General features: G+C 60.5%; 16 protein-coding genes. 5 read left to right on the forward strand and 11 right to left on the reverse strand.

The window, feature by feature from the left end; translation table 11 throughout:
* The first annotated feature begins 115 nt into the window (after nucleotides 1-115).
* From Q0T48_RS20955 to Q0T48_RS20970, 4 genes are all read left to right on the forward strand, one after another.
* Entirely contained in the window at nucleotides 116-628 is a 513-nt protein-coding gene (locus Q0T48_RS20955; RefSeq protein WP_295960817.1) for a ferritin-like domain-containing protein, read from the forward strand.
* 70 nt (nucleotides 629-698) lie between these two features.
* Nucleotides 699-1019, forward strand: coding sequence for a BON domain-containing protein (locus Q0T48_RS20960; protein WP_295960710.1), 321 nt, complete (start codon nucleotides 699-701; stop codon nucleotides 1017-1019).
* 42 nt (nucleotides 1020-1061) lie between these two features.
* Nucleotides 1062-1280 carry a CsbD family protein gene (locus Q0T48_RS20965; RefSeq protein ID WP_295960714.1) on the forward strand — a complete coding sequence of 73 codons (219 nt, stop codon included), beginning with the start codon at nucleotides 1062-1064 and terminating at the stop codon, nucleotides 1278-1280.
* 133 nt (nucleotides 1281-1413) lie between these two features.
* Nucleotides 1414-2184, forward strand: coding sequence for an exodeoxyribonuclease III (locus tag Q0T48_RS20970; RefSeq protein WP_295960717.1), 771 nt, complete (start codon nucleotides 1414-1416; stop codon nucleotides 2182-2184).
* Between the two features lie 67 nt (nucleotides 2185-2251).
* Here Q0T48_RS20970 and Q0T48_RS20975 read toward each other — a convergent pair whose 3' ends face one another.
* The 11 genes from Q0T48_RS20975 to Q0T48_RS21025 form a co-directional block, all read right to left on the reverse strand.
* Entirely contained in the window at nucleotides 2252-4888 is a 2637-nt protein-coding gene (locus tag Q0T48_RS20975; RefSeq protein ID WP_295960720.1) for an EAL domain-containing protein, read from the reverse strand.
* A 502-nt stretch (nucleotides 4889-5390) separates the two neighbouring features.
* Complete coding sequence (gene ntrC / locus Q0T48_RS20980) at nucleotides 5391-6923, reverse strand: nitrogen regulation protein NR(I) (RefSeq protein WP_295960724.1); 1533 nt, start codon at nucleotides 6921-6923, stop codon at nucleotides 5391-5393.
* A gap of 38 nt (nucleotides 6924-6961) precedes the next feature.
* A complete protein-coding gene (gene glnL / locus Q0T48_RS20985) occupies nucleotides 6962-8035 on the reverse strand; it encodes a nitrogen regulation protein NR(II) (protein WP_295960727.1) in 1074 nt (357 codons plus the stop codon).
* Nucleotides 8035-8532, reverse strand: coding sequence for a hypothetical protein (locus Q0T48_RS20990; RefSeq protein ID WP_295960729.1), 498 nt, complete (start codon nucleotides 8530-8532; stop codon nucleotides 8035-8037). Before Q0T48_RS20990 ends, glnL begins: the two co-directional genes overlap by 1 nt.
* Nucleotides 8533-8693: 161 nt before the next feature.
* The gene (gene glnA / locus Q0T48_RS20995) at nucleotides 8694-10109 is read right to left on the reverse strand and encodes a type I glutamate--ammonia ligase (protein ID WP_295960732.1); all 1416 of its coding nucleotides are present in this window, start codon (nucleotides 10107-10109) and stop codon (nucleotides 8694-8696) included.
* 225 nt (nucleotides 10110-10334) lie between these two features.
* Nucleotides 10335-11174, reverse strand: a complete 840-nt coding sequence (locus Q0T48_RS21000) for a molybdopterin-binding protein (protein ID WP_295960736.1) — start codon at nucleotides 11172-11174, stop codon at nucleotides 10335-10337.
* The gene (locus Q0T48_RS21005) at nucleotides 11140-12048 is read right to left on the reverse strand and encodes an EI24 domain-containing protein (RefSeq protein ID WP_295960739.1); all 909 of its coding nucleotides are present in this window, start codon (nucleotides 12046-12048) and stop codon (nucleotides 11140-11142) included. The genes Q0T48_RS21000 and Q0T48_RS21005 overlap by 35 nt, the downstream gene beginning before the upstream one ends.
* Nucleotides 12049-12072: 24 nt before the next feature.
* The gene (locus Q0T48_RS21010; RefSeq protein ID WP_295960741.1) at nucleotides 12073-13038 is read right to left on the reverse strand and encodes a sterol desaturase family protein; all 966 of its coding nucleotides are present in this window, start codon (nucleotides 13036-13038) and stop codon (nucleotides 12073-12075) included.
* A gap of 8 nt (nucleotides 13039-13046) precedes the next feature.
* A complete protein-coding gene (locus tag Q0T48_RS21015) occupies nucleotides 13047-13868 on the reverse strand; it encodes a polysaccharide deacetylase family protein (protein ID WP_295960744.1) in 822 nt (273 codons plus the stop codon).
* A complete protein-coding gene (locus tag Q0T48_RS21020; protein WP_366888326.1) occupies nucleotides 13834-14859 on the reverse strand; it encodes a YncE family protein in 1026 nt (341 codons plus the stop codon). Before Q0T48_RS21020 ends, Q0T48_RS21015 begins: the two co-directional genes overlap by 35 nt.
* A gap of 74 nt (nucleotides 14860-14933) precedes the next feature.
* Entirely contained in the window at nucleotides 14934-15692 is a 759-nt protein-coding gene (locus Q0T48_RS21025) for a 16S rRNA pseudouridine(516) synthase (protein ID WP_295960749.1), read from the reverse strand.
* Nucleotides 15693-15834: 142 nt separating this feature from the next.
* Here Q0T48_RS21025 and Q0T48_RS21030 point away from each other — a divergent pair, with 142 nt between their 5' ends.
* The gene (locus Q0T48_RS21030; RefSeq protein ID WP_295960751.1) at nucleotides 15835-16320 is read left to right on the forward strand and encodes a hypothetical protein; all 486 of its coding nucleotides are present in this window, start codon (nucleotides 15835-15837) and stop codon (nucleotides 16318-16320) included.
* The last annotated feature ends 64 nt before the right edge of the window (nucleotides 16321-16384 follow it).

Below are 16384 nucleotides of genomic sequence, written 5' to 3' on the forward strand. Positions count from 1 at the left end.
AGTCATTGGTTGGGTAGCACCCAATCCCCCTCAACCGAGTAACCAAGGAACCACGATGTCCGCCAAGAATGAACCCACGAATGTCACGCAGCTGCAGACCACTAACGTGGATCGCATGGTGTTGAATGAAGCGGCCCTCGGTGCCGCCCGCCGCAGCCTGGACCAGGGTGCCGTCACCCCCAGCTATGGCCCCTGGCGCGAAGACATCATCAAGCTGCTGAACGACTCCTTGGCCACCGAGCTGGTCTGCGTGCTGCGCTACAAGCGCCACCACTTCACCGCCGATGGCCTGGCCTCTTCTGCGATTGCTGCCGAATTTCTGGTGCATGCCACCGAAGAGTCCAGCCACGCCGACCGCCTGGCCCAGCGCATCGTGCAGCTTGGCGGAGAGCCCGACTTTTCGCCGGATTCGCTGACCAAACGCAGCCATGCCGCCTACGACGACTCGAAAGAGCTGAAAGAAATGATCAAAGCCAATTTGGTCGCTGAGCGTGTGGCGATTGAAGCCTACAGCCAGATGATTGCCATGATTGGCGACAAGGATTCGACCACCCGCCGCTTGCTGGAAGACATCTTGAGCGACGAGCAAGAGCATGCCGAAGAGCTCAAGGACTGGCTGGCCGTTTAGTGTTTTTGCCCTGGCTGGTGAGGCCATTCACCATGCCAAACCAACTTTTCAATCAACTGGAATATTCAAAATGAAACTGACCATCCGTACCACCCTCGCCGCTTCCATCACCGCTATCGTTTTGCTGACGACCGCAGGCTGCGCCGTCACCCGCGGCCAGGAACCTGTCGGTGCCTACATTGATGACTCCGCCGTGACCACCAGCGTCAAAGCCCGCTTTGTGGAAAACAAGGAAGTGGACGCGTCGGCCATCAGCGTGGAAACCCTGAACGGTACCGTGATGCTGTCTGGCTTTGCCAAGAACATGACGGAAAAAACCACGGCTGAAAGCATTGCCCGCAACGTCAAGGGCGTGAAGGCTGTGAAGAACGCCATCGCCATCCGCCCTTAATCGCAGCACCATTTTTTAACCCGCAACTGCAAGGAGACAGCTATGAATTGGGACACTATCCAAGGTAACTGGAAACAAGCTACCGGTAAAGTCAAAGAGCAATGGGGCAAACTGACCGACGACGACCTCGATGTGGTTGCCGGTAAGCGCGACCAGCTCGCTGGCAAAATCCAGGAACGCTATGGCATTGCCAAGGACGAGGCTGAAAAGCAATTGTCTGAATGGGAAAAGAAGTCCAAAGACGACTCCTGGTCTAAATAAGCCAGCCGTCTGACGGTTAAAACGCCCCGAGATCGGACCCGATCTCGGGGCGTTTGCACGTGTGCTGCACAGAGGTTGTGGGAGCGCCATCAACAGGCTCGGTAACATCTCCCATTTTTCTGCGGATTCCCCCATGCAACTCGCCACCTGGAACGTCAACTCCCTCACCGTGCGCCTGCCCCAAGTTCTGGACTGGCTGGCTGCCAACCCGGTCGAGGTGCTGGCGTTGCAAGAAACCAAAATGACCGACGACAAGTTCCCGCACGCGGCTTTTGCCGAAGCCGGGTACCAGGCGCAGTGGTTTGGCCAAAAGACCTACAACGGGGTAGCCCTGCTCAGCAAGACTGCCGCCACCGATGTGGTGAAAAACATCCCCGGTTTCAGCGACGACCTGGCCCGCGTGGTCACCGGCACGGTCCAGGGCGTGCGCGTCATCGGGGCCTATTTCCCCAATGGCCAGGAACCCGGCAGCGAAAAATTCGACTACAAGGTGCACTGGCTCAAAGCCCTGCGCGACTGGGTCAAGGCCGAGCTACTGGTATATCCGCAGCTGGTGCTGATGGGCGACTACAACATTACCTTTGACGATGCCGACGTGTGGGACCCGATCGGCCTGAAAGACACCATCCATTGCACCGACGAGGAGCGCTATCACCTGCAGGCCCTGGTGGGCCTGGGCCTGACCGACAGCCACCGCCTGTTTCCCCAGCCCGATAAATGCTATTCATGGTGGGATTACCGCGACTTTGGCTTTCGCCGTAACCGGGGCATGCGCATCGACCACATCCTGGTCAGCCCGGCGCTCAAGCCCTTGGTCACGGCCTGCGTGATCGACAAAGTGCCACGCAAAAACGAGCGGCCCAGCGACCACGCGCCGGTGGTGGTTACGCTGAACCTGGCCTGAAAAGCCGCTGCCCCGATTTACTATAGTTTTAAGAGCTACTTGCGTAGGTCTTATATGGGCTAGAGCCCTATTTGGCTGCTGAATTCTGCACAAACTCCGCAAATTGTGCTGCGGGCAAGGCCCGACTGAACAGAAAGCCCTGGTAGGCATGGCAGCCGCACTGGGCCAGAAATTCCTTTTGCTCTAGGGTTTCTACGCCTTCGGCCATCACGCCCAAGCCCAGGTTGTGGGCCAGGGCCACCACGGTGCGGGCGATGGCGGCATCGCTGGGGTCGGTGAGCACATCGCGCACAAACGACTGGTCGATCTTGAGCTGGTCCAGCGGCAGGCGTTTCAGATACGACAGCGACGAATAGCCGGTACCAAAGTCGTCCAGCGATAGGCCGATGCCCCGGGCCTGCAAGGCGGTCATCTTGCCCACCATCTCTTCCAGGTTGTCGATCAGCATGCTCTCGGTCAGCTCCAGCTTGAGGCGCTGCGGGTTTGCGCCGGTGGCGGCCAGCAGGGCCAGCACACCATCGACAAAGTTGGCCTCGCGGAACTGCCGGGCGCTGACGTTCACGGCCAACATCAGCCCCTCCAGCTGCGGCTGCTGCGCCCAAACCACCAGTTGCTTGCAGGCCGTCTCCAGTACCCAGTGGCCCAGCGGCAAGATGTGGCCGGTATCCTCGGCCAGCGGAATAAAGCTGGCGGGCGACACCATGCCGCGCACCGGGTGCGGCCAGCGCAGCAGGGCCTCGGCCCCGATCACCCGCCCCTCTTCGTCCACCTGGGGCTGGTAGTGCAGCTCGAAGTGCTGTTGGGCAATGGCCAGGCGCAGATCCGCTTCCAGTGCGGCTCGGGCGTTGACCACGGCTTGCATGGCGGGATCAAAAAACCGCAAACCATTGCGTCCGGCGGCTTTGGCCTGGTACATGGCCAGGTCGGCCTGCTTGAGCAGTTCGTCCATGGACAGGCTCAGCCCGCTGTACAGCGCCACGCCCACGCTGGCAGTGCTGTTGAAGTCAAAGTCGCCCAACTCGTAGGGCTGGTTCAGGGCGGCAACGATTTTTTCACCCACAGCCCGCACATCGGCAGCCGCCACCGCCAAATTACCGTCCAGGTTCTCCAGCACCACCAAAAACTCGTCCCCCCCCAGGCGGGCCACGGTGTCGCAGTCGCGGATGCAGCCCGATAGGCGTTTGGCGGCCTGGCGCAGCAGTTGGTCGCCCTGGTCGTGGCCGCGGGTGTCGTTCAGGGTTTTGAAGTTGTCTAGGTCGATGAACAGCAAAGCCCCGGTGCGCTTGTTGCGCTCGCTGGACGTGAGCGCGCGCTGCAGCCGGTCCATCAGCAGCCGCCGGTTGGGCAGCTCGGTCAGAGGGTCAAAAAACGCCAGTTGGCGGATCTGGTCTTCGGCGGCCTTGCGCAAGGTGATGTCGGACAGCGTGGCCACAAAGTAGCTGACCTCGCCCGCCACGTCGTACACCGCGTTGATGTTGACCCACTGCGGAAACACCTCGCCGTTTTTGCGCCGGCTCCAGATCTCGCCCGCCCATTTGCCCGTGCGCCGCAATGCCCGCTGGATCGCGGAAAAATACACATCGGTATCACGTTCGGACTTGAGCAGGGACAAGGTCTTACCCAGTGCTTCGGCATCGCTGTAGCCCAGGCTTTGGGTAAAGGCCCTGTTGACACGCAGGATGCGCTGCTCTGGGTCGGTGACCAGCACGCCCTCCTGGGCCTCAAAGGCCGTGGCGGCAATACTGAGCTCGGCCTCGGCGCGGTAGCGGGCCGACAGGTCGATGTCCACGCAGAACATTTCTGGTGGACGCCCCGGTGCCTGCACAAACGCGTGGCTGGAGAACACTGGCACGCGGCTACCGTCCTTGTGCTGCAGCACCAGTTCGCCCGCAGGAATCGCCTCGCGGGTGGCAAACATGTGTTCCATCGCCTGGCGCACGCCCTCGCGCATGGGCGACGGAATGATCAGGTCGCGCAAATTGCGGCCAATGGCCTCCTCGGCGGTAAAGCCGTAGAGGCGCTCGGAGGCCTTGTTCCAGTAACGGGTGGTGCCGTCGGGCGCATAGGCCTGCACCGACACGCCGGGAATATCCTTGATCAGGGTGCGGAACCGGGACTCAGACTCGCGCAGCGCCATATCCAATGCATCACGCCGCTGCCCTTCCTGCAGCACCATAGCCAGCAGCAAAGTGGCGGGTGTAAACACCAGAATCAACGCAGCGGAGATCGACAGCAGTTCATGCCCGGCTATCGGCGACAAGGCCAAAAAGCCAATCCGGCACAGCTGCAACACCAGGCCAAACACCAGCAGTGACGGCACATCGGTGCGCACCCGGCCACGCGTCACCGCAAAACGGTACAGCAAGCCCAAGCCCACGCTGCCCAGTAACACGGCCAGCACCGGCACGATGTGCGGGGAACCCAGCCAGACGTGGTAGCTCCCCACCACCGCCAACGCCACAACCGAAGGCAACACACCACCAAACAGCCCGAGGATGCCCATCACCACCGAGCCACCATCCACGGCAATGCCAGGCAGAGGCAGGTACGGTTCGGTCATACCCAGCACGCACACCACACCAAACAGCAGGCCTGTGGCCACTTGGCCCGCCCGGAGCTGGTCGTGCCACAAACGCACATGCAAGCACTGCATCACACCCAACACCAACATCCAGGCCACGTCCTGGGCCAGATAAACAACCATGGATACGCTCTCCAAACCTAAAGCACATGCAGAGATGCCACAGGCGATCAGGACAACGCGGCGGCCACCATAAAGGCGCGCAGGAGCGCGCCACTAACGGGCATATTGTTACAAATTAGCCCGCCGTTAGTATGCTTTAAGTGAGCCTGCTAGAAAATTTAGACAGCGCAACGTCCAGCTGAATTGCTATATAAAAAGTAGCTACCAGCGTAGGCAGAACATACGTCAAAAGCCTATTTTTAGTAAAAAAAATAGGCCACTTACTGTTCACCAAAGTTGCTACAGCAAGACGCTGGGGCCGGCGATTCCAGGCGGGTGGAGCCCACCAAGCGATGGAAACCCTACCTATCCGCTATGCATTGGATTGCTTTTACCGCCCGCCCCATAAGCGCCAGCCGCCCAAAAAGCATAAACCGGCGCAGTTACAGCGCTTCCAAAAGCACCCCAGAACTGGCTCTGCCAAGTTGCTGGTGCGCCGCCCTCAGCCAGGGGTAAGCCAGAGCTATTCCAGCCCCAGCTCCTGGATCTTGCGGGTGATGGTGTTGCGGCCAATACCGAGCTTTTGCGCGGCCTCAATGCGGCGCCCGCGGGTGTTGTGCAGGGCAGTGAGGATCAGCTTGGATTCGAACCGGCGCGACAGCACGTCCCACACGTCGTGCCGGTCATTGGCCAGCAGCTCCAACGCCTCGGCCTCCAGACCCAGCTCCCAGCCGGTCTGCGCGCTAGGGGCATCCAGCGGCCGCACCGGCTCTGTACTGGCGGGTCGGAGGGCAGACTCTGCATCCATATCAGGGCCGATGTCCACATGCACCAGCGGCACGCCGACGATGCGTGTCGCCGTGGTATGGCCCAGGCTGGACGGCGGTACGGTGACACCCAGCACGTCAGGCGGCAGGTCTTTGGGCTCGATGGTTTGGGCCGGGGCCATCACGGTGAGCCAGTGGCACAGATTTTCCAGCTGCCGCACGTTGCCGGGAAACGGAAACAGCGCAACCTGCGCCAGCGCCGCATCCGAGATACGTTTGGGTTCCACGCCAAGCTGTTTGGCGCTTTGCTGCAAAAAATGCCGGGTCAGCATGGGTACGTCTTCAACTCGCTCGCGCAACGCAGGCAAGCGCAGACGGATGACATTCAGGCGGTGGAACAAATCTTCGCGGAACACGCCGTCGCGCACGCGCTGCTCCAGATCTTGGTGGGTGGCGGCGATCACGCGCACCTGGGCCTTGACGGCGTTGTGCCCGCCCACGCGGTAGAAGTGCCCATCGCTCAGCACCCGCAGCAAGCGGGTTTGCAGGTCAAACGGCATATCGCCAATTTCGTCGAGGAACAGCGTGCCGCCATCGGCCTGTTCGAAGCGGCCACGGCGCATGGTTTGTGCGCCAGTGAAGGCACCGCGCTCATGGCCAAACAGCTCGGACTCCAGCAAATCTTTTGGAATTGCTGCGGTATTGATAGCTACAAATGGCCCATTGGCGCGCGGCGAGTGCTTGTGGAGTGCTCGGGCCACGAGCTCTTTGCCGGAGCCGGATTCGCCGGTGATCATCACCGTGACGTTGCTCTGGCTGAGGCGGCCGATGGCGCGGAACACGTCCTGCATGGCGGGCGCCTGGCCCAGCATCTCGGGCGCGGCGGCCATGCGCTCTTCGGCCACTTCTTCGCGCTGGCTTTCTTCCACCGCGCGGCGGATCAACTCCACCGCCTTGGGCAGGTCAAACGGCTTGGGTAGGTACTCGAAAGCGCCGCCCTGGAAGGCCGACACGGCGCTGTCCAGGTCGGAGAAGGCGGTCATGATGATCACCGGCAGGCCGGGGTGCATGAGCTTGACCTTCTCCAGCAGATCCAGGCCCGAGCCGCCGGGCATACGGATATCGCTGACCAGGATTTGCGGGCCGTCCTCATCGGTGGCGGATTCCAGCGCGGTCAATACGTCGCGCGGATTGGTAAAGCTGCGGGTCGGCAGGTCTTCGCGCAGGAGCGCTTTCTCCAGAACAAAGCGGATGGATTGGTCGTCGTCTACTATCCAGATCGGCTTCATAGTGGGGGGTACCTTGGGTCAGGCTGCCTTGGCTTGTATCAAGGCAGCGGTATGAGTAATTTGAAATCCGTGCGGCCCGGAACACTGTCACATTCGATCAAGCCATGGTGTTGCTGAACGAAGGTTTGTGCCAACGTCAGCCCCAGCCCAGACCCGCCTTCCCTGCCCGACACCAGCGGGTAAAAAATACGGTCCTTGATCGACTCGGGAACACCCGGGCCGTTGTCGATGACATGCAATTCCAGTGCCAATCGGTAGCGCTGCTTGCCAAATGTGACCTGGCGCGCAATTCGGCTGCGGAAAGTGATTTCGGCATCGCCCTCGGCAATGCGCTCGGCCAGGGCCTGGGTGGCGTTGTGGGCCACGTTGAGCACCGCCTGGATGAGCTGTTCGCGGTCACCACGGAACTCGGGAATGGACACGTCATATTCGCGCTCAATCTTCAGTCCGCGCGGAAACTCGGCCAGGATGAGGGAGCGCACGCGCTCGCAGATTTCGTGGATGTTCACGTCGCCCACCACGTGCGGGCGCCGGTGCGGGGCCAGCAGGCGGTCCACCAGGCTTTGCAGCCGGTCGGCCTCGTGGATGATGACCTGGGTGTACTCGATGAGCTCACGCGACTCGATCTCCATCTCCAGCAGTTGCGCCGCGCCACGGATGCCACCCAGCGGGTTCTTGATCTCGTGGGCCAGGTTGCGGATCAGCTCCTTGTTGGCCTGGGCCTGGTCGATCAGGCGCTCTTCGCGGTCTTGCTTAGCTTGCTGCTCCTGTGGCAACAGCTCGATGATGATCTCGCCAGGGCGCTCGGTCTGCGCCAGGATCACGTGTACCGGCACCGGATCGTGGTTCAGGCGCTTGAGCCAGGCATCGTAGCGTAGCGCGGCAAATTCATTGCTGCCCGCGCCTTCCAGCGCGTTTTGCAGGATGTGCGGCTCGGTGAAGCAGTCGGGGAAGTGCGAGCCTTCGATGATGCGGCGCGAGGTACCCAGCGCGTCTTCCAGGGCCGCGTTGGCAAACAGCACCGCGCCATCGCTAGCCAGCACTGCCACCAGGGTAGCCAGCAGGTCAAACGCGTGAAAGCGCGTGATGTAGGGGTGGGTGGGGTTGGTCATCAGGGCAAGTTGCGGGATGGGGGCAGGCGCGACAGCTCGCGCTTCAGGCCTGCGATGTCGCTGTCGTTGCGGGCGATGCTGGCTTTCAGTTCGGCCACGCGGTCGATGTATTTTTGGTAGTTGCGGGCCTCGCCGCCTTGCTTGTCAGGCTCACCGCCGTTGTATTCCTTGAGCAGATCGGCCTGGCGGGCTTCGGCTTTTTTCAGCTCGGACTCGAGAATCATTCGGGCATCGGAGTCACGGGCGCGTTGCTCGGCACCGTCGTTGCGCGGGCTGCCGGAAGCCGGGGCGCGTACCGGAGCGGGCGCAGTACCGGACGGGTTGCTGTGGACGATGGTGACGTTGCCGCCCTCAACCAGCTTGCAGCCCCGGGCCTTGGCATCTTTGGCATCCTTGACGGCATTGGTGTACTCGTTGCCGCAGCGGTAGACAGCCGTATCCTGCGCCCACACGGTGGCCGATGCACATACCAAAATCAGACCAAAAAAGTGTTTCATGCGTAAAAGGTAAAGCCCAGCCGGGCTTGAACTAAGGAGAAGTGCGCAACAGTACTCTGTTTATCGGGAGGCCACGGGCCGTAACGAAAAAAGGACGGCTTGCGCCGTCCTTTTGAGAGCCCGGGTGTCGCAATAAGTTGCGCCTCCGAAGGCCGTCGCTCTTAGAGCGAGTAGTACATGTCGAATTCCACCGGGTGGGTGGCCATGCGCATGCGGGTGACTTCGGTCATTTTCAGCTCGATGTACGCATCAATGTACGCGTCGGTGAACACGCCACCCTTGGTCAAGAACGCACGGTCTCTGTCCAGACATTCAAGCGCTTGGTCCAGGCTGTGGCAGACGGTAGGGATCAGCTTGTCTTCTTCAGGAGGCAAATGGTACAGATCCTTGGTGGCAGCTTCGCCAGGATGGATCTTGTTTTCCACGCCGTCCAGACCCGCCATCAACAGGGCTGCGAAGCCGAGGTAAGGGTTCATCAGGGGATCGGGGAAACGTGCTTCCACGCGGCGGCCCTTGGGGTTAGCCACGAAAGGAATACGGATCGAGGCCGAACGGTTCTTGGCCGAGTACGCCAACTTCACCGGGGCTTCGTAGCCAGGAACCAGGCGCTTGTAGCTGTTAGTGCCGGGGTTGGTGATGGCGTTCAGGGCACGTGCGTGCTTGATGATGCCGCCGATGTAGTACAGAGCGTATTCGCTCAAACCTGCATAGCTGTCGCCAGCAAACAGGTTTTTGCCGTCTTTCCAGACAGACTGGTGCACATGCATGCCAGAGCCGTTGTCACCCACGATGGGCTTGGGCATGAAGGTAGCGGTTTTGCCGTAGGAGTGCGCAACGTTTTGGATCACGTACTTTTGCAGTTGGACCCAATCGGCGCGCTCGATCAGCGTGCTGAACCGTGTGCCCAGTTCCATTTGGCCAGCGTTTGCCACTTCGTGGTGGTGTACTTCGACCGGGATGCCCAGGGATTCGAGCACCAGGCACATTTCGGAGCGCATGTCCTGGAAGCTGTCCACGGGTGGAACTGGGAAGTAGCCGCCCTTGACGGAAGGACGGTGGCCGGTATTGCCGTGTTCGTATTCCTTACCGGTGTTCCAAGAGGCTTCTTCGGAGTCGATCTTGAAGAAGCAACCGGACATGTCGTTGGCCCAACGCACGCTGTCGAAGACGAAGAATTCTGGCTCGGGTCCGAAGTAGGCGGTGTCGCCCAGGCCAGAGGCCTTCATGTAGGCTTCAGCGCGCTTGGCCAGCGAACGGGGATCGCGCTCGTACGGCTTGCCGTCGGCGGGGTCGATCACGTCGCAGGTCAGGATCATCGTCGTTTCTTCGAAGAACGGGTCGATGTTGGCGGTGTTGGCATCGGGCATGAGTTGCATGTCCGAAGCTTCAATGCCCTTCCAGCCGGCGATGGAAGAACCGTCGAACGCATGGCCCGAAATGAACTTGTCTTCGTCGAAATGGGACACCGGCACGGTCACGTGGTGCTCTTTGCCACGGGTATCGGTGAAGCGGAAGTCAACAAACTTGACTTCGTTCTCTTTCACCATCTTCATCACGTCAGCGACGGTCTTTGCCATCAAGAATCTCCTGGTAGGGGTTGGGTTTAAGTGGGACAACAGATTTCGGCACATCTGCCAATGCAGTTTTTATGCCACCGCACAGTGCATTCACAATTTGTAACTACGCCCACATTTGTGACTTTGCGCCCAGGCATTTTGCGCTAGAAAGCCAGGGCAAAGCCTCCGATCAGACGCAAATTGCACCAATTAAGAGCATCCATTGAGCGCACCAATATTGTGCGACTAACTTCGCACCAGTTCGGGGCCAAGCCGGGCATCGAAACCGTGCAGTCCCGCCAGTAGCGCCGGGTAAGCATGCGCCACCAGCTCCGGCGTGCCCTTTACGCCCAGTTCGATATGGCGGCCGTATTCAGGGTGGTCCACGCTGGGCAGGCTAAATACCTTGACCCCTTCAAACTGGCGCTCCAGCGCCTCCATCAGGGGGGTCAATGTAGCCTCCATGCTGCCAAACACGATCACTGACTTCTCGGCCCAGGCCGCTTTTTGGAACCACGGGCTGTAGTGCTGGTCCAGCACCCACTCCACCATCGGCCAGGCCATCACCGGAAAGCCGGGCACAAAATGCACGCGGCCCATGCTGAAGCCAGGGATTTTGTTGTACGGATTGGGAATGATCTGAGCGCCCTGCGCAAACATGCCCATGTTCAGACGGTGGATGTTGTCCGGGTGGGTGGGCTCGTAGGGCAAGCCCTGGTCACGGGCAGTGTCCTGCATGCGCTCGCGGATCAGGGCTTCGGCCTGCGGGTGCAGCGCCAGCGGCAGGCCCAGGGCCTTGGCGGCGCACTGGCGGGTGTGGTCGTCGGGCGTAGCACCGATGCCGCCGGTGGAAAACACCACATCACCCGAGGCAAACGCCCGTTGTAAGGTGCTGGTAATACGCGCAGGGTCGTCGCCCACGTAGTCGGCGTAGCTGAGCTGCAGACCGCGTGCGGCCAGCAGTTCGATCACCTTGGGCAGGTGTTTGTCAGAGCGTTTGCCAGACAAAATTTCATCGCCCACGATGACCAGCCCAAAGGTGGGCGCAGATTCAAGGGGGCGGAAGGTAGGAAGATCCAGCGTCATAAGTTGGCTTTTGTTGAACAGGTTCCAAAATTTCCATCGGGGTGGCAGCCGGTACCCCCACCGGGGCGACCTGTACCGCCGTTTCGGCCCGCAGGGCTTCCAGCGCGGACAAAACGTAATGGGCAAACCACAGCGAAGAAAAGGCAAATACCAGGGTATAGATCCAGATGGCCAGCGGCACCAGCACCACAAAGGCGGCTGCAAATAAAGCCCCCGAAGCCCACACCAAGCTAGGTGCAGCCCCCAGATAGCCGGTCAACACGCCCATACCCAACAGGGTCATGCGGTGGCGGCGGTAAATTTCACGTCGTTCTTCCTTGCTGGCGTGCAGGGCCAATGTGTCGTAGGACATGACACGGTAGGTCAACCAGCCCCATATCAGCGGTGGCAGCACCAAAATCAAGGGCGGCACCAGCCACAGCGGAATCGACACCACTAGCGCCACCAAGGCCAGCAAAATCGAGCCCAGCGACCAGAACAGGCCGCCGATGAACGTGCCGCCCTTCTTCTTTTCCAGTTGGGGAAAGCGCCGCTCGGACACCAGGGCCACCAGGGCGGGAGTCATCATCATGGCCACGGCCAACAGGGACAGCACCACGATGAATGGTGTTACCGCAAAAATCACCAGCAAGGGTGCCAGCGCCACCTTGAGTTGCCCCACGCCCGCGCTTTCCAGCCAAGTCCATATGCGGGCCACCCACTCCGACGCGTCCAGCATGCCGCGCACCATGTCCAGCGCTGGCTCCCAGTAAAAATACCCCAGGCCCAGAGACAAGGCCACCAGTATTAGCAAAGGTAAAAACGACAACGCGATTACGCGGTGGTGCATGCAATAGGCCGCAGCGCGCCAAAAGGAATCTAAAAGCAGTTTCATGGGGGTGAGGATACCCGCATCAAATTAGCGCAACACTGTCCACAGTCGCCGCAGGCCCAACCACTGCTGTTGCCAGAAACCCTGGCCGTAGTCACGCCCCCCCTCCTCCGCCAGTTGGTCCCGGATGCCGGTGGGGTCGTAGCGCAAGTCGAAATTAGCGGTGCCAAAGAACATGTCCCACCAGGGCAACAAGACCCCAAAGTTGTGCCCGCCCAGTGTATTTTTACCCGCCGATTCGTGACCGATACCGATGCTGTGGTGCCGCCGGTGGAAGCGTGGGCTGACCCACAGTCGCTCGCCCACCCGGCCAAACCAGACCCGCAGATTGGCGTGCTGCAAGCTTTCGCTAAGCTGGGTAAAAGCCACGATAGCAATGAACTGCCCAGGGGCCACGCCCACCAACTGGGCTACCAGGGCCACGATGATGTCGCCGATCACGTCGTCCAGCAGGTGGTTGCGGTTGTCGCTCCACAGGGTCATTTGGCGCTGCGAATGGTGCAGGGAATGCAGGCTCCACCACCAGGCAAACTGGTGCTGGCCCCGGTGCACCCAGTAGCCCAAAAAGTCAAAGGCCACCAAGTACAAGGCAAAGCTAAACACCGCCTGGTCGGTCACGCCGGGCCACAGAGCATCCAGGTGAAAAGTCGCCATACCCGCCACCCGCATCTCGCCAAACAGGCCATCCATCAGCGGATCGAGGGTAAAAAACAGCAGCAACCGGAACGCACCCAAGCGGTGCAACAGTGTGTAAATGATGTCAATGCGCACGGCTGAACGGTCCTGCAGCGACTCCACCGGCCGCCAGCGCTGCAGCGGCCCCAGCACCGCGACCAGCACCAGTAGCTGCAGCAAACCCACTAATAGCCAGCCGGTGGCGGTGTAGGCATCTTCCACCCAGCCACCGAAGCCCAGGTCAAACACCACGGGCTGGACGACCGCTTCAAACAGCCACTGCTGCGCGTCGGAAAACAGGTTAGTCAATAAATCCATGGGCCCGATTATTGGGGATGCGCGCTTATCCACGCGGTGTAGTCGGGATGTTCACGCAGGGTGCGAAAGCAAAAGCCCCGCTCTTTCAGGCCGACCATCAGCGGCTCCAGCACCGCGGGGGCCCAGGGGTCTTTGCGCGACCAGATGCCCAGGTGGGCTAGCAAAATATCGCCACTGCGGATGGTGCGCAGGGCCTGGGCCAGCAACGCGGGGTTACTGGTTTTTTCACTCGACAGCTCATCGCCCAAGAATCCGGCCGGGGCCCAGCCCACGTGCGCATAACCGCAGGATTTGGCCGCAGCCAGCAGCGCGGGCGAAGTCTTGCCGCCGGGCGCGCGGAACAGCGGCAACGGGGCCTGGCCGGTCATGGTCTGCATACGCTGGCTGGCGCGGTGGATTTCTTCGCAGTACTGGGCCGCGGTCCAGGTGAACTCGCGGTCGGTGTCCGGCCCGGCCGAGGGTTTGACGCGGAAACGGACCGGCGTGCCGGGCACATCAGCCTTCCAGTACACGTGGTCAAACGTGTGGGATGCAAAGGCGTGGCCCTCGGCGGCACGGGCCTTCCACCAGGGAGCCCAGTGATCGCCCAGGCTGCCATCACCTTCCTGGGTGCGCTCTTGGGCTCCAAAGAAAGTCACCTTGACCTGTTGGCGATTCAGCACCTCGGCCACCAGCGGGGCGATACCCATGTGGCCAGTGTCGAAGGTCAGGTAGACTGGTTTTTCACAAGGTTTTTCGGTTGTAGCGCATATAGCGCATGCGCTAGTAGCTATCAATACCGCAGCAAAAACAGATTTAGCGCGCTGCGTGGTCCAGAGTCCAAACGCCATGGGGAGACCTTCCAACATTGATTTGACGCACGACTTTTTTGGACTCCAGGTCGATCACCGTGAGCTTGCGGGCCCAACGCGACGACACCAACAGCAGCTTGCCATCGGCCGACACATCCATGCAGTCAGGCCCGCCGGGTGCCGGATAGGTGGCCACCGACTCCAGGGTTTGCAGGTCAATCTTGCTGATGCTGTTGGCTACCCGGTTGCTGACGAACACATGGCGCTTGTCGCCCGCCGCGCGGAACGCGTGCGAGCCCTTGCCGGTGGCGATGACCTTGGTACGCACGGGGGCCTTGCCGGACACGTCATACACCTCCACGCCCTCCCCGCCCGTCAGGCCGACCAGCAGGGTTTTGTCGTCGGCTGTGCCGTACACATCGGCGGGCATGGCCCCCGTAGGCGTGCGCCATTTGATGGTTTGGGTAGCCAGGTCCACAGCGACCAGCTCGTCGCTGTCTTGCATGGTGGAGTAAATGGTGGTGCTTTTGCTGTCGATCCACAGGTGGCTGGGCGTTTTGCCCGTGGCCACGCGCTTGGCCAACACGATATCTTTGCCATCCCAGCGGTAGATGTCAATGTGGTTTAGTCGGTTGGCCGCGGTAACAAACCACTTCATGTTGGGCGAGAAGCGCAACTGGTATGGGTCCAGCACGTCGCGCACCACCCGCTGGATCTCGGCTGTCTTGGGGTCGATGAAGGTCAGCGTGTCGGACAGTGCATTGGCTATCACCAGCGACTTCTCGTCGGGGGTGAGGTACATGTGGTGCGGCTCTTTGCCCGTGGGGATGCGCCGGGTTTCGGTCCAGCTACCGGGGTCGATCACGCTCACGCTCGCATCCAACGAATTGAGGACAAAAATCGGAGAGGAAAGCGGAGCGGAAACCGAGGTGGAAATGGGGGTTAATTGGGCCCAAGCGGCAAGCGGGGTGGCTACGGCAAAAGCAAGAACAGAGGCCAAAAAGGCAAAACTTCGGACAAACAACTTCACAGGGCACCACTAATAAGAGACAGCTTGGCAGTGTAGCCGCCGGGCATGGCCCCTCTGGGCCACGGATGTAACAACTAAGAACTTGTCTGCGCAGCGCAGAGTTGGGCCAGATCCTCTGCACTCAGCCAGCGCCACTGCCCTGGCAGCAGGTCAGCAGGCAGCGCAAAACTGCCCATTTGCGAACGGTGCAGACCCTCTACCCGGTTGCTTACTGCCGCCAGCATGCGTTTGACCTGGTGGTATTTGCCTTCGGTCAACGTCAGGCGCAGGTGATGGCTGCTGACAGCCTCGCACGCAGCGGCCCGGACCGGCTTGGGGTCATCGTCCAGTACCACACCGGCCAACAGCTTGCTGACTTGCTGTTCGTCCAATGGATGCTTGGTGGTTACCTCGTAGACCTTGGGCACATGCTTTTTGGGCGAAGTCATGCGGTGGATGAACTGGCCGTCGTCGCTGAGCAGCAGCAGGCCCGTGGTGTCCTGGTCCAGCCGCCCCACGGCCTGTACGCCTTGCAACGCGCCTTTTTGCGGTCGCAACCGCAAAGGCGACGGCAGCAGTGTGTAGATGCTGGGATAGGTGGACGGCTTTTGCGAGCACTCAGTGCCCGCCGGTTTGTTCAGCAGCACATAGGCCTGGCGGTGGTAGGGCCAGTCTACGCCCTGAACCCGAAAGCGCAGGCCTTCTGGATCAAAATCCATAGCTGAATCTGCACATAGGACGGGTGCTAGAGCCGAATTTTCCGTATAAACCTCGACCAGGCCCTGTTGGATCAGACCGGCACATACACGGCGCGTACCAAAGCCCTGCGAATAAAGAATGTCTTGAAGCTGCATCTCCCGAGTATCGCAAACACCGCACGCCACCCCAAGAAACACATTGATACGATATGTCCACAATATGCAGCATAAAGCGTGAAGCAATTCACACGGATATGTAGCATATGCAACTATAAACGTAGCTCCACCGGAGTCTTAAATGCGTGAACTACTTACCACCCTGTTTATTTTTGCTGCGGCCTTCATGCTGTGGCGGACCGTGCGGCCCCACCGCCACCATGGCTACCAGCTCGCATCGCCCCAGCCGCTGCAAGCCTCTGATGCAGCCGATCCCCATATCTATAAATGGCCATCGCTAGGCTTATTCCAACTGTGCGCAACAGACAGTTCTCGCTACCAGGCAGCGTTGCAACTGGTAGCCGATGGCACGCCCATCAGCCCCATCGGCACACAGGTGGTGGCCCAGTTGCACACCGGTGGTGACAATTCCGAAACCTGGAAACCGGTAGAGATTCGGGTCCATGGCGCGCGGGTCGGCTTTCTGTCGAGCGGCGATGCCAGCCGCTTCCAGCGCCGTCTGGCCTACGAGGGGCACGCCGGACAAACCACGAGCTGCGATGCATTGATCACCCTCACCGACAACCACTACGACATTCGACTGGATTTGAAAGAGTTTCGCCACTGAGCGCAGGCGGCCGTTCTAGGCCGCCACAGCGCTATTTAAGTCTGGCCTAAGCCAGCATCCTGAT

The organism is Rhodoferax sp., from assembly GCF_025354435.1.
In the GTDB taxonomy this organism is placed as follows: domain Bacteria; phylum Pseudomonadota; class Gammaproteobacteria; order Burkholderiales; family Burkholderiaceae_C; genus Rhodoferax_B.

Excerpts from the sequence above, each read along its gene's own strand:
- Q0T48_RS21005 (WP_295960739.1), bottom strand. The coding sequence starts at position 12,048 with ATGAAACTGCTTTTAGATTCCTTTTGGCGCGCTGCGGCCTATTGCATG.
- Q0T48_RS20965 (WP_295960714.1), top strand. The coding sequence starts at position 1,062 with ATGAATTGGGACACTATCCAAGGTAACTGGAAACAAGCTACCGGTAAA.
- Q0T48_RS20990 (WP_295960729.1), bottom strand. The coding sequence starts at position 8,532 with ATGAAACACTTTTTTGGTCTGATTTTGGTATGTGCATCGGCCACCGTG.
- glnA (WP_295960732.1), bottom strand. The coding sequence starts at position 10,109 with ATGGCAAAGACCGTCGCTGACGTGATGAAGATGGTGAAAGAGAACGAA.
- Q0T48_RS20960 (WP_295960710.1), top strand. The coding sequence starts at position 699 with ATGAAACTGACCATCCGTACCACCCTCGCCGCTTCCATCACCGCTATC.
- Q0T48_RS20970 (WP_295960717.1), top strand. The coding sequence starts at position 1,414 with ATGCAACTCGCCACCTGGAACGTCAACTCCCTCACCGTGCGCCTGCCC.
- glnL (WP_295960727.1), bottom strand. The coding sequence starts at position 8,035 with ATGACCAACCCCACCCACCCCTACATCACGCGCTTTCACGCGTTTGAC.
- Q0T48_RS21025 (WP_295960749.1), bottom strand. The coding sequence starts at position 15,692 with ATGCAGCTTCAAGACATTCTTTATTCGCAGGGCTTTGGTACGCGCCGT.
- ntrC (WP_295960724.1), bottom strand. The coding sequence starts at position 6,923 with ATGAAGCCGATCTGGATAGTAGACGACGACCAATCCATCCGCTTTGTT.
- Q0T48_RS21010 (WP_295960741.1), bottom strand. The coding sequence starts at position 13,038 with ATGGATTTATTGACTAACCTGTTTTCCGACGCGCAGCAGTGGCTGTTT.
- Q0T48_RS20975 (WP_295960720.1), bottom strand. The coding sequence starts at position 4,888 with ATGGTTGTTTATCTGGCCCAGGACGTGGCCTGGATGTTGGTGTTGGGT.
- Q0T48_RS21030 (WP_295960751.1), top strand. The coding sequence starts at position 15,835 with ATGCGTGAACTACTTACCACCCTGTTTATTTTTGCTGCGGCCTTCATG.
- Q0T48_RS21015 (WP_295960744.1), bottom strand. The coding sequence starts at position 13,868 with ATGGCGTTTGGACTCTGGACCACGCAGCGCGCTAAATCTGTTTTTGCT.
- Q0T48_RS21000 (WP_295960736.1), bottom strand. The coding sequence starts at position 11,174 with ATGACGCTGGATCTTCCTACCTTCCGCCCCCTTGAATCTGCGCCCACC.
- Q0T48_RS20955 (WP_295960817.1), top strand. The coding sequence starts at position 116 with ATGGTGTTGAATGAAGCGGCCCTCGGTGCCGCCCGCCGCAGCCTGGAC.